Source organism: Vallitalea sediminicola, assembly GCF_054408565.1.
Window position 1 is genome coordinate 172997 of the sequence record NZ_BTPT01000046.1, and the last position, 16019, is coordinate 189015.

General features: G+C 32.2%; 13 protein-coding genes. 12 read left to right on the plus strand and 1 reads right to left on the minus strand.

Going from position 1 to position 16019, the window contains the following annotated elements:
• Nucleotides 1-94: 94 nt before the first annotated feature.
• On the minus strand, nucleotides 95-1246 hold the full coding sequence (locus tag ACX6CF_RS19095) for a CapA family protein (RefSeq protein WP_458786967.1): 1152 nt from the start codon (nucleotides 1244-1246) through the stop codon (nucleotides 95-97).
• A 390-nt stretch (nucleotides 1247-1636) separates the two neighbouring features.
• On the opposite strand from ACX6CF_RS19095, the gene ACX6CF_RS19100 reads away from it, so the two are divergent.
• From ACX6CF_RS19100 to ACX6CF_RS19155, 12 genes are all read left to right on the plus strand, one after another.
• On the plus strand, nucleotides 1637-4822 hold the full coding sequence (locus ACX6CF_RS19100; protein WP_458786968.1) for a collagenase: 3186 nt from the start codon (nucleotides 1637-1639) through the stop codon (nucleotides 4820-4822).
• A gap of 153 nt (nucleotides 4823-4975) precedes the next feature.
• Nucleotides 4976-5203, plus strand: a complete 228-nt coding sequence (gene tlp, locus ACX6CF_RS19105) for a small acid-soluble spore protein Tlp (RefSeq protein ID WP_458786969.1) — start codon at nucleotides 4976-4978, stop codon at nucleotides 5201-5203.
• A gap of 116 nt (nucleotides 5204-5319) precedes the next feature.
• Nucleotides 5320-6093: a DeoR/GlpR family DNA-binding transcription regulator gene (locus ACX6CF_RS19110; protein WP_458786970.1), complete on the plus strand. Its 774-nt coding sequence runs from the start codon at nucleotides 5320-5322 to the stop codon at nucleotides 6091-6093.
• A gap of 273 nt (nucleotides 6094-6366) precedes the next feature.
• Nucleotides 6367-7155: a class II aldolase/adducin family protein gene (locus ACX6CF_RS19115; RefSeq protein ID WP_458786971.1), complete on the plus strand. Its 789-nt coding sequence runs from the start codon at nucleotides 6367-6369 to the stop codon at nucleotides 7153-7155.
• Between the two features lie 25 nt (nucleotides 7156-7180).
• A complete protein-coding gene (locus ACX6CF_RS19120) occupies nucleotides 7181-8845 on the plus strand; it encodes a propanediol/glycerol family dehydratase large subunit (RefSeq protein ID WP_458786972.1) in 1665 nt (554 codons plus the stop codon).
• A gap of 13 nt (nucleotides 8846-8858) precedes the next feature.
• Nucleotides 8859-9506 (plus strand): propanediol/glycerol family dehydratase medium subunit, encoded by a 648-nt coding sequence (locus ACX6CF_RS19125; RefSeq protein ID WP_458786973.1) that lies wholly within the window; start codon nucleotides 8859-8861, stop codon nucleotides 9504-9506.
• A 30-nt stretch (nucleotides 9507-9536) separates the two neighbouring features.
• Nucleotides 9537-9941 carry a diol dehydratase small subunit gene (locus tag ACX6CF_RS19130; RefSeq protein WP_458786974.1) on the plus strand — a complete coding sequence of 135 codons (405 nt, stop codon included), beginning with the start codon at nucleotides 9537-9539 and terminating at the stop codon, nucleotides 9939-9941.
• A gap of 151 nt (nucleotides 9942-10092) precedes the next feature.
• A complete protein-coding gene (locus ACX6CF_RS19135; RefSeq protein ID WP_458786975.1) occupies nucleotides 10093-11913 on the plus strand; it encodes a diol dehydratase reactivase subunit alpha in 1821 nt (606 codons plus the stop codon).
• A 33-nt stretch (nucleotides 11914-11946) separates the two neighbouring features.
• Nucleotides 11947-12279 (plus strand): glycerol dehydratase reactivase beta/small subunit family protein, encoded by a 333-nt coding sequence (locus ACX6CF_RS19140; protein WP_458786976.1) that lies wholly within the window; start codon nucleotides 11947-11949, stop codon nucleotides 12277-12279.
• Nucleotides 12280-12319: 40 nt separating this feature from the next.
• Nucleotides 12320-13291 carry a cob(I)yrinic acid a,c-diamide adenosyltransferase gene (locus ACX6CF_RS19145; RefSeq protein WP_458786977.1) on the plus strand — a complete coding sequence of 324 codons (972 nt, stop codon included), beginning with the start codon at nucleotides 12320-12322 and terminating at the stop codon, nucleotides 13289-13291.
• A gap of 77 nt (nucleotides 13292-13368) precedes the next feature.
• Nucleotides 13369-14775 carry an aldehyde dehydrogenase family protein gene (locus ACX6CF_RS19150; protein ID WP_458786978.1) on the plus strand — a complete coding sequence of 469 codons (1407 nt, stop codon included), beginning with the start codon at nucleotides 13369-13371 and terminating at the stop codon, nucleotides 14773-14775.
• A gap of 24 nt (nucleotides 14776-14799) precedes the next feature.
• The gene (locus ACX6CF_RS19155) at nucleotides 14800-16014 is read left to right on the plus strand and encodes a zinc-dependent alcohol dehydrogenase (RefSeq protein ID WP_458786979.1); all 1215 of its coding nucleotides are present in this window, start codon (nucleotides 14800-14802) and stop codon (nucleotides 16012-16014) included.
• Nucleotides 16015-16019 lie beyond the last annotated feature (5 nt).

A 16019-nucleotide genomic window follows, 5' to 3' on the forward strand; every position in this document is an offset into this window, starting at 1 on the left:
TTACAAAGATTAGATAATAAGTAGCTGTATACTATTCATTCTTTGTATTTATATTAATATATATTTATAATTGGCATATACCAGTATTGTGTTATTATTCTTCTATATCTAATGATTTGATTCCATATTCTAGACCATTACTTAATTCTATTAATTTATCTCTAATACGTAATCCTTCATCGGCTTCTTGAACAATAGGTTGATAATTATTATATTTTTCATCACCAGATAGTCTAAAAGGTACTATGGTTAGTTTGATATTTATTATTTCTTTATCTTCCAAGTCCAGTTGTTGTCTTAATAATATAGTATCTACATCTTTATGCTTTTCGTCGTATAATATTTCATTTCCACCAAAAACAAAATTTCCAAGACTATAGGCTATATATTTATCATTATACAATTCAATTCCTTGTATAATATGTGGGTGATGTCCTATGACCATATCTGCCCCTTGGTCAATAGCAAAACGTCCTAATCTTTTTTGATATTCTGTTGGCATATTATTGTATTCAATTCCCCAATGAAATGAACATACAACTACATCAGCACCATCTTTATAAACTTGAATTATTTCTTCTTTTAGCTTATCAAATATATTTTGGGGTTCATCTTTAACCATATGTCCTATAAAACCAATTTTGATACCGTCAATATCTTTTACATATATATACTCATTTCCTGATACTCCGATACCTGCATTATTCATGTTTTCTACTGTATCAAGATATCCTTTTTCCAAATAATCATAACTATGGTTATTAGCTAGATTTACAACCTCTATGCTAGAAGATGTAAGAAAATTAGTATATTCTTTTGGCCCTTTGAATCTCCATTTTTTATTAGCTAGCTTTGTTGCATCAGTCAATGTACCTTCAAAATTTATTAGAGTTATATCATCTGATTTAATCCATTTGAAAGCATTTTTAAAAGGATATTCATAATCGTTATTATTAGCTGATAGGACATCTTCAAATGATTTTCCTTCTGTAACTTCTGGAAAACTACCTATAGTACAATCGCCTATGGCAGTAATAGTTATGGATTTGTTATGTTGAATTGTTTTAGTTATATTTGTATCCTCTGTATTAGTAGTATTAATCTTGTCATTGGTTTCAATTTCATTAGTAGGGTTTGTATCCTTATCACTTATGGAATTGTTTTCTTCTATTTCAGTACTACATCCGCTTAACATGAATATTAAACAGATTACTAAAATAGTAAAAATGTTTTTTGATTTTATCATATGTGCACCACCTAAATGTTTTATTGTTGTTTTTAAAAGTTGAATTAAGGAAAATATATTAACTTATTGAAATTATTAGTTTAAATAATATTATAAGCTTTTAACTTAATAAATTCAATCGGTCTTTATTTTATAATTTTAGTCTAGGTATGTGAATTTATTACTATTAGTAATGACACAACTTTCCTGGTATAAATTTGTAAACGAAGCTTGATATACAGGCTTGTGAAGAGGCAGGTTAGTTGAAAGCTAAACGCGGTATATATATGAAAAAAATATGAGAAATGATAAGATTTATTAATTATATGACATGATATTATTATCCTATTTATTTTATTATGTAGTTAAGTGTATAATAATACTCTAAATTATGAAAATGGAGGAAAAAGAATGAATTATGTCAATAAAAAGGTAGCTATATTATTTTTAGCAATATTTGTTTTAATATATCCAATGCAGGGTGCATATGCATCAAATAACGAAAATACAGCAACAAAAGAAATTAAAAATGATGATAAGTATTATATGTCATATTTAAAAACATTAAGCCATAAAGAACTCATCGAGGTGTTGGTAACAATTGAATGGAGCGATATACCTGAATTATTTGAGTTCAATGAAGATGTCCATGAATTCTATAAAGATAAAGAACGAGTACAAGCTGTTATTGATGCACTTAAAGAAAAAGGGACCTCTTATACAGCTTCAGATATGAAGGGGATCAGAACATTAGTAGAGGTATTAAGATCAGGAACATATGTTGCATTTTATAATGTTAAAGATGACTTGAAGTATCTAAATGAAGATGACTTTGACAATGAATGTATATCTGCTATGCTCGCAATACAAGGAAATGAAAATTTTGGGTTAGGTACTAGTGTACAGAATGAGATTATAGTAGCATTAGGAAAGCTGATATCAAATACATCATGTAACCCAGAGCTTGTCAACAATTCAGTTAAGGTAATAAATCAGTACAACAACAATGTAAAAGATTACATAAATGACCGTTCAAAAACTACGGCATTACATGAGCTTATGAACGGTATTTTGAAAGCAATTAAGAGAGATGTTCGATTAGAGCGAGATATCAAAAATACTAAATGGTATGGTAATATTGATGAATACATTAATTCCTTTAAGAAAATTGCTTTACTGGAGAATATAGATGAAAATAATACTTGGTTAGTTAATAACTGTATTTACCAAATAGCTGAATACGGTAGATTTCATACTGATACAAGGGTAAATTTAAAGATTCTGACTGATGCAATGAATATTTACCCGGATTTAAGTGAACCGTATTTAGACGCAGCGAAAGGTATATCAGATAATTATGGAAGTAAAGATTACAACGATAAAACTGTAGATTATAATAAGGTCAAAAAAGATGGTATAGATTATTATCTGCCAAATACTTATACATTTGATAATGGTAAGATGATTATAAAAGCAGGTGATAAAGTAACTCAGGAAAAAATAAAAAGACTTTATTGGGCTTCAAAGGAAGTTAAGGCTCAATTCTTTAGAGTATTAGGAAGTGATAAAGCTCTTGAGCCGGGCAATGCTGATGATATTTTAACAATAGTAATATATAATAGTCCTAGTGAGTATAAGGTAAATTCAAAACTATATGGATATAGTACTGATAATGGTGGTATCTATATTGAAAATATAGGAACATTTTTTACATATGAAAGAACACCTCAAGAGAGCATTTATAGCTTAGAGGAACTTTTCCGTCATGAATTCACACATTATCTACAAGCACGTTATATTGTACCTGGTTTATTCAACCAGACTGAAATGCATAAAAAAGACAGATTAACTTGGTTTAGTGAAGGTGGAGCAGAATTTTTTGCTGGTTCAACTCGTACTTCCAGTGTACTTCCAAGAAAGTCAATGATAAGGGGATTACCTCAAGAGCCATCTGGAAGATATTCAGTATCCAAAACTCTCCATTCAAGATATGGATCATTTGAATTTTACAGCTATGCATTTGTGTTTGATAGTTATATATACGGTAATAGCTTTGAAACCTTTGCCAATTTGAATGAATATATTAAAAATAGTGACGTAGAGGGATATGATAAGTATATTGAGTTATTGAGCAATAATGATGAATTAAATAATAATTATCAAGAATACATGCAGGATTTAACTGACAGCTACGATGAATTAACTACACCATTAGTATCTGATGATTATTTGAATGAATATGAATATAAAGATATTGAAAGTATACAAAAGGATATCAAGGAGTCAACGGGTTTAATTGATATCAAAGTTGAAGAAAATTCCTCACAGTTTTTTGATACAGTTACTGTAAAAGGTTCATTTATAGGGGATGAATCAATTGATGAATATAATGATTGGCAAGCAATGGATAAAAAAGCTAATGATATGTTAAATCAAATAGTTGAAAATAATGATTGGGAAGGATACAAGACACTTACATGTTATTTTACAAACTATAGAGTTGATTCATCTAATAATGTTGCATATGATATAGTATTTTATGGCAAACAAGGAGATAAGGATTTTAATCCTAATATTATACCAACAGCTGCATTTGAATGTCCTGACAAAGTTGTAGAAGATACAATAATTGATTTTGACAGTACTGCTTCCATAGATGAAGATGGTAGAATAGTAACTTATGAATGGGATTTTGGAGATGGAGAAACAAGCGAAGAAGTTAATCCATCACATAAATATAAAATACCTGGACAATATACTGTAACCTTAAAGATAATGGATGATAGAAGAGGTAAAGATTCTATAATTAAAAAAATTGAAGTTAAGGAATTGAATAATGGGGAAATAGAAGAAACTGAATATAATAACATTCCTGAGAATGCTACTGAGATTTCAGCTTCATATGTAAAGATGAATGGAAAATTAGGTGGTAGAGATTTAGTAGACGTATATTATTTCGATGTAACAGAAAGTGGAGAAATAGATATTGCATTCAATAATTTAAATAAGGATAATCTGTTTTGGGTGTTATCTCATGAATCAGATAAAGATGCAAGAATAGGTAGTGGCATAGTTTATGAGTCAGCTTTAGAGAATGTTATCCTAGAGAAATCAGGACGCTACAACTTAACAATCTATAAGTCTACAAGAGATGAATCGCTATATAACTTTAAGATTAAAGGAAGTATTCTAGCTGATAAGGAAGATAAAAAAGACAGCTTTATGGAAATTGAAGAAAATAACTCTTATGATACTGCAAATGAGATAGGTAATCTAGATACAACAATAGAAGCCACAATGGGTGGAAGCGATAATCAGGATATATTCTCTATTGAAGTTAAAAACCCTACTACTATATCATTTGATGTAGTAAATAAAGGAGACAAGGCTATTAATTGGGTGTTATTCAAAGAGGGAAATTTTGAAGAATATATATGTGGTGAGAAAATATTTGATAAAGGATCAAAAACTATCTATATTGATACGCCAGATAAATATTATATACACGTGTATAAAGTGACTGATGATATTGGTGAATATACAATGAAAATAAAAACTGATGATGCTTCTGAATCTATAGATAGGGATATTGATTGATGAGAATACTTTTGTTTTCATATCTCATATAATTAATTGGAGAAAATAGTTTTCTTGAATATTATAAAAAGGTTAATGAAATAATAAAAATGAGGTATGTAAGAGATTATCATCCATATCATATCAATAAAATAGATGAAGGAGACATTAAAAATGGAACATAAACAAGATGACAGAAGAGATAATGTAGATAGAATTCAATACAATATTGATAAAACTGTGCAGAACATTCATTTGGGTAATGAAATGATTGAAGAGACTGATGACGAGAAAATGAAGAAAACATTAGAGGGAAAAAACAAAAGAAGAGAAGAATCATTGAACAGTATGAGAAATGAAATAAAAGATGAAGCAAGTGATAAGAAAGACGGATATAGATAAGAGTTAGCTGACCCCTCATGGGGTCTTTTTTAAAATTTGTTCTTGCTATTATTATCAATAATGTTATAATAAAAAAGAAAAAACAACAATAAAAAAGGGTGGGAACAGGTGGTTTTATGTTAGCAATAGATAGAAGAAAAACAATATTAGAGATAATTAATAAAGAAGAAAGCGTCAAAGTACTAGATTTAAGTAAACAATTTAATGTTACACTTGAGACAATTAGAAGAGACCTTGAGAAACTAGAAAATGAAGGCTACGTAACGAGAAGTTATGGTGGAGCCGTGCTCAATAAAAGTACTAATGAAGACATATCCATTAACATAAGAGAAGCAACTAATAAGGAGGATAAAAATTTAATCGGAAAAGCAGTGGCGGATTTAATCCAAGATGGGGATACTATTATGATGGATTCCAGTACAACTGCCTTATATGTTGCAAAATATCTAAAAGGTAAAAAGGTTACTATAATAACTAATGCACTAAAAATACCTATGGTATTAGCAGGTCATTCCAATATTCAAGTCATATCTACAGGCGGAACCCTAAAAAGTACTTCCTTATCATTTGTTGGACACCATGCTGAATTAGCTATTGAAAAATATTATGTCAATAAAACAATAATTAGTTGTAAAGCTATTAATTTTGAACATGGTATTATGGAACCTCATCAATTAGAAACAGAAGTGAAGAAAAAGATGATAAAGACTTCTGAACAGGTCATATTAGCAGTTGATAGTAGTAAATTTGATAAGAAATCATTTATAAAAGCTTATAATCTAGACAAAGTAGATATTATTGTCACAGATAAAGAATTATCCAGTAAGTGGATTGAAACTTTACACGATAATAATGTGGAGTTAATAAATGTGGGTACGGGTATATTGTAATAATCACTTGCCTTACCCTGAGAAGCGGTCGGTCTTCGTGATTATTACAATATACCCTTCAGCTATTACAATATGGCAAATATAGAAAAACAAATAGAAACAAATAAAAACAACAAAAAAGCAGTGCGAATATACAAAATTTGTGCTGTTTTTTTGTTGCAAAGATACTTGACTAATGTTGGTTGCTCTGCTATTATTATATTAAACAAAGATAATAAAAGAAAAACAAACAATAACAAAGAAGTTTTGAATATATTATTAGGAGGAATAATAATGATAGGTGAATACGAAGTAAAGAAACAAATATGTGAAATTGGTAGAAGAATTTATGATAGAGGTATGGTTGCAGCTAATGACGGTAATATTAGTGTGAAAATATCAGATAATGAATTTTTATGTACACCTACTGGTGTAAGTAAAGGATTCATGACTCCAGATATGATTTGTAAAGTAGATGTTAATGGAAATATTTTGCAGGCAAATAAAGGATTAAAACCATCATCAGAGATAAAAATGCACTTAAGAGTATATAAGCAAAGATCAGATGTAAAATCAGTTGTTCATGCTCATCCAATCTATGCAACAAGTTTTGCTATAGCTGGTATACCACTAACTCAACCAATTATGCCAGAAGCAGTTATATCACTAGGTTGTGTACCAATTGCTGAATACGGAACTCCTTCTACAGATGAAATTCCTGATGCTGTTGAAAAATTCCTAGAAAATTATGATGCAGTACTATTAGAGAATCATGGTGCGTTAAGTTATGGAGATAGTCTAATGACTGCTTACTTCAAAATGGAATCATTAGAATTTTACGCTCAATTACTATATACATCAAAACAACTTGGTGGACCACAAGAATTATCAGATTCACAAGTTCAAACATTATATGACCTAAGAAGTAAGTTCAATCTATCAGGAAGACATCCTGCTAATCTTTGCAAAGCAGATGGAAGCAGCTGTAGTGCTGTTAAAGAAGAAAAACCACAAGTAAGTGATAATGATTTAAGTACAATTGTTGCAGAGGTAACTAAAAGAGTTATAGAGCAATTAAAATAGTATTTCTCTTAAGGAGAGATTAAGTATGAAGCGTTCAAAAAGATTTGAAATACTTGATAAAAGACCTGTTAACCAAGATGGATATATCAATGAATGGCCAGAAAAAGGATTCATTGCAATGAATAGTCCTCTTGATCCAAAGCCATCAGTAAAGGTGACAAATAATATAATAACCAAGATGGATGGTAAATCAAGAGAAGAATTTGACTTCATTGATCAGTTTATTGCAGATTATGCTATCGATATAGAACTCACAGAAGAAATGATGGTAATGGATTCCTTGGATATAGCCAGGAAATTAGTTGATATACATATAAAAAGAGAAGAGATCATCAAAATCATATCTGGATTGACACCTGCAAAGATTTGTGAAGTAGTAGGACATCTTAATGTAGTAGAGATGATGATGGCAATGCAGAAGATGAGAGCAAGAAAATTACCTGCGAATCAAGCACATATAACCAATCTCAAAGATAATCCTGTACAGATAGCGGCTGATGCGGCAGAAGGAGCACTTAGAGGATTTGCAGAAGAAGAAACAACAGTGGCAGTAGCCAGATATGCACCTTTTAATGCTATAGCATTGTTGATTGGTGCCCAAGTAGGTAGAAAAGGTGTACTGACTCAATGTGCTGTTGAAGAGGCTATTGAACTTGACCTTGGAATTAGAGGTTTAACTACTTATGCTGAAACTATATCAGTATATGGAACAGAATCTGTGTTTATTGATGGTGATGATACTCCTTACTCAAAAGCATTCTTAGCATCTGCTTATGCATCTAGAGGATTAAAGATGAGATTTACCTCAGGTACTGGTTCAGAAGTGCTTATGGGTAACGCTGAAAGCAAATCAATGCTGTATCTTGAAACAAGATGTATTCTAGTTACAAAAGGCGCTGGTGTTCAAGGATTACAAAACGGTTCAGTTAGTTGTATTGGAATTCCGGCATCTGTACCTTCAGGAATTAGAGCTGTACTTGCTGAGAATTTGATTGCTGCAATGCTGGATTTGGAAGTAGCATCTTCTAACGATCAAAGTTTCACTCACTCTGACCAAAGGAGAACAGCAAGAACAATGATGCAATTCTTACCTGGAACTGATTTTATATTCTCTGGTTACAGTGGAACACCTAATTACGATAATATGTTTGCTGGATCTAATTTCGATGCAGAAGATTTTGATGATTATAATGTACTCCAACGAGACCTGAAAATTGATGGTGGACTTAGACCAGTAAAAGAAGAAGATGTCATTGCTACTAGAAGAAAAGCTGCAAAAGCTTTACAAGGAGTATTCAGAGAGTTGGAACTTCCTAAGATCAGTGATGAAGAAGTAGAGGCGGCAGCTTATGCTCATGGTAGTAAAGATATGCCTGAGAGAGACATATTAGCTGATCTTGCCGCTATTGATGATATGATGAACAAAGGTGTAACAGGATTAGATATAGTGAAAGCACTTCATAATGCTTCATATATAGATGTAGCTGAAAGCTTGTTGAACATGTTAAAGCAAAGAATAACAGGTGATTACTTACATACTTCCGCAATATTAGATGAAGAATTTAATGTTATAAGTGCCGTTAATAAACAAAATGATTATATGGGTCCTGGTACTGGATATAGAGTATCAGGTAAAAGATGGCAAGAAATAAAAGAAATTCCACATATTATTGATCTTGATGATTTATAAAGGTGGTGAAACAGTGGAATTAACTAATGAGCTTATTGAACAGATCACCAAATTAGTTGTTAAAGAGCTTAGTAAAAAGACTACCATAACAAGTAGTGAGAATATAGATAGTAAGCAATACAATTCTATTTTCAGGGACATACAAAAATCTCAGCGTGGAATTAATAGAAAAGAAGTTGTAATAGGCATTGGTCCTGCTTTTGGAAGTGTAATAAAAAAGACTATCAATGATTTAGAACATGAAAAAGTTATTAAGGAAATTATGGCAGGAATTGAAGAAGAAGGAATGTTACCTAGAGTAATCAGAGTTAATAAGACTTCAGATGTAGCGTTTATAGGTAAAGAAGCAGCTAATAAGTCTGGTTCAGGAGTATCAATAGGCATTCAGTCAAAAGGAACAGCTATAATACATCAAAAAGACCTATATCCTCTAACTAATTTAGAATTATTCCCACAAGCACCACTTTTAACTCTAGAGATATATAGGCAGATAGGTAAAAATGCTGCTAGATATGCAAAAGGAGTACAGGTCAAGCCAATTGAAAGCAAAAATGATTTTACTGTACGGGCAAAGTATCAGGTGAAAGCGGCATTAATGCATACTAGAGAAACTGAATATGTAGTAACTACTAAAAACTCAGTTGACATCAGGTTAATCTAATACTTTTTGTAAGCGAAAGGAATGAAAGTTATGGTAAGATACCCCTTGCCTAAGGATGTGGTAAGAAGCCATACTGGTAAAAAACTTGATAGTATCAAAATGGAAAGTGTTCTAGATGGCACTGTTACTCCAGAAGATATAAAAATATCTAAAGAAACCTTAAAAATGCAAGGTGAGATAGCTTATGGTTCTGGGAAAAAACAGTTACAACAAAACTTCAATAGGGCTAGTGAGCTAACTAAGGTTGAAGATGAATTAATACTTGAGATATATGATAAGTTGAGACCAAATAGAGCTACTAAAGATGAATTGTTAGACTATGCAGGTACTCTCGAAAGTAAATATTCTGCTGTTATGTGTGCTGATTTCATTAGGGATGCTGTTAAAGTATATGAGCGTAGAGGAATATTGAAAAAAAACAATAAGGTAGATTAATGTGGATTTATTAAGAGTCAGGGTAAAGTGTTACAATCACTTGCCTTACTCTGGGAAGCGATCGGTCTGCGTGATTGTAACACTTTACCCTTCGGTATTGTAAGAAATAGCTGTATAGAAATATATTATTATTTATGAATAGGTGATTTTGATGAAGTATATTGCGGGGGTTGATATTGGTAATTCAACAACTGAAGTATGTATTGGTTTGATAAATGATAAAGGGATGCTTAAGTTCTTAGCTAGTGCTAATGTAGAGACTACGGGTACTAAGGGGACTCCTAGTAATGTAGAGGGGATTAAGAATGCTTTGATCATAGCTATGGATAGGGTGCATAAGAAGATAGATGACCTGTCTGTTATAAGAATTAATGAAGCGGCTCCAGTTATCGGCGATACTGCTATGGAAACAATTACAGAAACAATTATCACAGAGTCAACTATGATAGGTCATAATCCTGATACACCAGCAGGTGCAGGGATAGGGACAGGGTATATTTATCCTATTGAAGAAATAGGTAAGTTGCCGATTAATCAGCCGTATATATGCTTGATATCGAAAGATACAGGTTATGAGCAGGCTGCTTGGAAGATTAATGGATTGATGGAAACACATGAGATAAATGCAGTTGTAGTTCAGGAAGATGAAGCAGTACTTATATATAATAGATTGAATAAGAAGATTCCAATAGTTGATGAAGTAAAGTACATTGATAAGATTGAGATAGGTATGAAAGCCGCTGTGGAGGTGGCACCTGAGGGACATACCATTACTAGATTATCCAATCCTTATGGTATAGCTTCGATATTTCAGTTAAGTGCAGAAGAAACGAAGCATGTGGTACCAATTGCCAAGAGTTTTGTTGGAAGTAGGTCAGCTATATTCATTAGAACACCAAAAGGGTCTGTAAAAGAGCAATCAATAAAAGCTGGTGAATTAACTATTCATGGTGAAAAATCAGAAGAAAAGGTAAAAGTGGACTTAGGTGCGAAAGAGATTATGAAATCTTGTAATAAGGCAGCACCAATTGTTGATATAGATGGAGAATCAGGTACTAACATAGGAATCATGATAGATGGAATCAAAAGAAATATGCATGAATTAACAGGTCAAGAAGGTACTGTCAAGATACAGGATATTCTAGCTGTTGATACTTTGATTCCAGTAGATGTAAAAGGTGCTTTAGCCGGTGAAGTTTCCATGGAAAATGCGGTAGGAATTGCGGCTATGGTTAAAACTGAACATCTACCTATGGAAAAGATAGCTCATAAGTTACAAGATGAAACTGGTGTATATGTTAAGATAGCTGGTGTTGAAGCGGTTATGGCATCTTTAGGTGCATGGACTACACCGGGTACTGAGCTTCCGTTAGCTATTCTAGATCTTGGTGGAGGTTCTACAGATGCAGCTGTGTTAGATGAAAATGGTTTAGTTAAATCTGTTCATCTTGCAGGAGCAGGACAACTGATAACTCTTTTGATAAATACTGAATTAGGAATTGATGATTTAACTTTATGTGAAAAGATTAAAAGGAATCCCCTTGCAAAAGTAGAGAGTCTGTTTCATATAAGAATGGAAAATAAGGATATCAAATTTTTTGATGAACCTATGTCTCCAAAATTATTTGGTAAAGTTGTGGTTATGGAAAATGAAAAGATGATTCCTATCAATAGTAGTATATCAATGGAAAGTATCATGGATATAAGAAAATCAATCAAGAAGAAAGTATTTGTACAAAATGCAATACGTGCATTAACTCAGATAGCACCTGATAATCAACTCAGAAATATACCTAATATAGTATTAGTTGGAGGAAGTGCATTGGATTTTGAAATCCCTGATTTAATACTGAATGAATTAGCTAAGTATAAGATCGTTTCAGGAAGAGGAAATATCAGAAATTGTGAAGGACCAAGAAATGCAGTTGCTACAGGATTGTTAATGTCTTATAAGGGTCAGGGTAAAGTGTGATTGTGGATATTATTTTGATTATAAGGTGATTAGATGGAGCATAGAAGACCAGAGATACATGTGTGTTATTCTAGACAAAATAAAGAGTATGTAAAAGATATATTGGCTGGTATAGAAGAAGAAGGACTGTTTAGTTATTCCTATGAAACAAAAGACTATGATCCTATAACAAGTGCTTATAAGGCTTCGGAAAGTTCCTTGTTGGGTGTTGGAATAAGTGTTGTACACAGTCATGTAGTTTTACATGTTAGTAATCTCAAGGTGGATGAACCACTTCTCAAGATTAATGTAGCTGATACCTCTCACCTTAGAAAATTCGGTAGTAATGCAGCTAGATATGTAAAAGGCATACCATTTAAATTATAGATTTTGGCACTTTTTATTCTGTGATGAAAGGAAAATCAATATGGAAAACAACAATCATGTGTTTACAAAAAACGGAGATGGTGGATATAGCAGATTATATGATGGTACATCTGTGGATAAAGATAATATATTCATAGAAACCAATGGTAATTTTGATGAACTAACATCCAATATTGGTCTTATAAAAGCAGAGTTAGAAGATATAACACTTATAAAGCAGATGGAAAAAATACAGAATAGATTGATTACCTTGATGGGTGTTCTAGCAGGACTTAGGAATAAAGATGATGGATTAATAGAAGAGTTAAATCTATTAGAAGAATGGATTATTGATTACGAAGGGAAATATCCTAAGCAAAAGAAGTTTATTCTTCCAGGAAAAACTAGAATATCTGCTCAGATTGATGTTACAAGAACAGTTTGCAGACGTGCTGAGAGAGGATTAGTAAAATCTTATAGAGAAAAACAATTTGATGATGATTATCTAAAATATGTTAACAGGTTATCCGACTATCTATATGTAGTAGCAAGATATCAGGAGTTTAATCAAGTGATTATGGATAAAGTTAAAGATGTATTAGATAACATTACAAGTAGAGTCAAAGTATCAGAAAAAGGTATTAATCTAGAACAAGCTAAAAAACTTATAGAAAAAATACAATTAAAGGCAAATGAATTAGGTCTGAATGTTGTAATAGCTGTAGTTAATAAAGAAGGTAATCCAATTGCAGTAAATGTAATGGATGATGCATATATTGCAAGTTATGATATCGCTCTTAATAAAGCATTTACTTCTGTCAGTTTGAAAATGAGTACTCAGGAATTAAGTAAATTAGCACAACCCAATGGTTCTTTATATGGTATACAATTCACTAATAACGGAAGAATCGTAATATTCGGTGGAGGAATTCCTTTATTAGATAATGGAGAGATTATTGGTGGGCTTGGTGTTAGTGGAGGAAGTGCTGAAGAAGATACTATGCTTGCTGATTACGGAGCTTCAATATTATAAGTTAAGATAGTAGGTTAGGTGTGCAGGAAAAAAAGACATGAGAAGATACATTAGAATAAGGAAGGAGCGTGGATTAAGTGGTAAACAATGTTGATATTGAGTCTATTGTCAAAAGTGTTATCGCAAGTATGAATAATACGGATACTAAGCAGGAAAGCAGCAATTCTTCATATGGAATTTATGAGAATATGGAAGAAGCCATTAATGCGAGTATTAAGATTCAAAGGAAAGTGAGACTATTACCTCTTGAATTTAGAGAAAAGATTATAGCTAACATAAGAAAAAAAACCATAGAAAATGCTGAAACATTTGCAAAAATGGGTGTAAAAGAGACTGGGATGGGTCGTGTCGGTGACAAAATATTAAAACATAAATTAGTTGCTGAGAAAACACCTGGAACAGAGGATATTAAAACTGTTGCTTGGTCAGGTGATAGAGGGCTTACTCTAATTGAACAAGGACCATTTGGTGTTATAGGAGCCGTTACTCCATCTACTAATTCAAGTGAAACTGTTATTTGTAATACCATAGGGATGTTTGCAGGTGGTAATACAGTAGTATTTAATCCACATCCGGGAGCCATAGAGGTTTCTAATTATGCAGTAGAGTTAATTAATAAGGCTTCTGTAGAAATAGGGGGACCTAACAATATAGCTTGTTCTGTCAAGAAACCAACTCTTCAAAGTGCAGATATAATGTTCAAACATAAAAGTATCGGACTTCTAGTTGCAACAGGTGGACCTGGAGTAGTTACAGCAGTTTTATCATCTGGAAAAAGAGCTATTGGAGCTGGAGCAGGTAATCCACCAGTAGTTGTTGATGAAACAGCTGATATTAAAAAAGCGGCATATGACATATATAATGGAGCCACTTTTGATAATAATCTACCATGTATCGCTGAAAAAGAAGTTGTAGTAGTAGAAGAGGTTGCAGATGAATTAATCTATTATATGGAAGAAGCTGGAAGCTATAAAATTGAAGGCGATGAAATAGATAGATTGACCAGTACTGTATTACTAAATAAGAATGGCAAGACTGTTCTTAATAGAGAATATGTAGGAAAAGATGCTAGTTATATACTTGATGCTATTGGAATTACAGTGGATGATAATATTAAATGTATTATATTTGATGCAGGTGGAAATCACCCATTAGTTACAGAAGAATTAATGATGCCAATACTTGGAATTGTAAGAGTAAGTGATGTAGATAAGGCCATTGATTTAGCCATTGACCTAGAACATGGTAATAGACATTCAGCTCATATGCATTCTAAGAACATTGATAATCTAACTAAATATGGAAAATTAATTGATACAGCAATATTTGTTAAAAACGCTCCATCATATGCAGCATTGGGATTCGGTGGAGAAGGATATTGTACTTTCACAATTGCTAGTAGAACAGGTGAAGGACTTACTTCGGCAAGCTCGTTCACTAAGAATAGAAGATGCGTCATGGCAGAGAGTTTATGTATTAGATAAAAATATTAAGAGAGGAGTTTAGACATGGAAATAAATAATATTGATATTGAATCCATCGTTAAACAGGTAATAAGTGAAGTTGCTACAAATAACAACAATGAAACAAAAGTAAATACAGCTAGAACAAGTGCAAGTGTACCAAAAAAAGCAAAAGTCGCTATGTTGACAAGTAAGAAAAATATTGAAGTCAAAGAATTTGAAATACCTGATATAAGTGATGATGAAATGCTTATAAAAGTTGAAGGTTGTGGTATTTGCGGTACAGATGTACATGAATACAAGAATGATCCATTCACATTGATTCCTGTTGTTTTAGGACATGAGGGAACTGGTGAAATAGTTAAGATTGGTAAGAACATTATGAGAGATACTGTAGGTAATCCTATTGAAATTGGGGATAAGATTGTTACATGTACCATTCCTTGTGGAGAATGTGATAACTGTCTTACAATGCCAGATAGAGATAATCTATGTGAGAATTCAGGTATTTATGGACTTATTCCTGATGATGATAAGAAATTCAATGGATGGTTCAGTGAATACTTGATTATTAGAAGTGGTTCAACATATTTTAAAGTGAATGATATGGATCTTAAGACAAGAATGCTTATTGAACCAGCGGCAGTTGCAGTTCATGCAGTGGAAAGAGCTAAAACAACAGGATTATTATCTTTTAACAGTAAGGTACTTATTCAAGGTTGTGGACCTATAGGTTTAATGGTTATGGCTGTCATTCGTACTATGGGCGTTGAAAATATAATAGCTGTTGATGGAGATACTAAACGACTTGATATGGCAAAAAGATTAGGTGCAAAACATACAGTTAATTTTAGACATTACAAAGATAATGAACAACTAAGACTTAGAATAAAAGAGATCACTGGAATTGGTGCAGATTTTGCTTTCCAATGTACAGGTGTACCACAAGCGGCAGCTAACATATGGAACTTTGTGAAACGTGGTGGAGGTTTATGTGAAGTTGGTTTCTTCGTAGACAACGGTAATTGTTCAATAAATCCCCACTTTGATATATGCAACAAAGAAATAACAGCAGTAGGTTCATGGGTATATAAAGTATCTGATTATCCTATTACCCTAGATTTCTTAAGAAGAGCAAAAGGCATTGGACTACCAATCAATGATTTGATTACACATGAATATCCATTAGATGAACTTAACGAGGCAATGGATATCAATATGAAACAAGCAGGAATTAAGATAGCATATGTTAATAAGTAAAATGA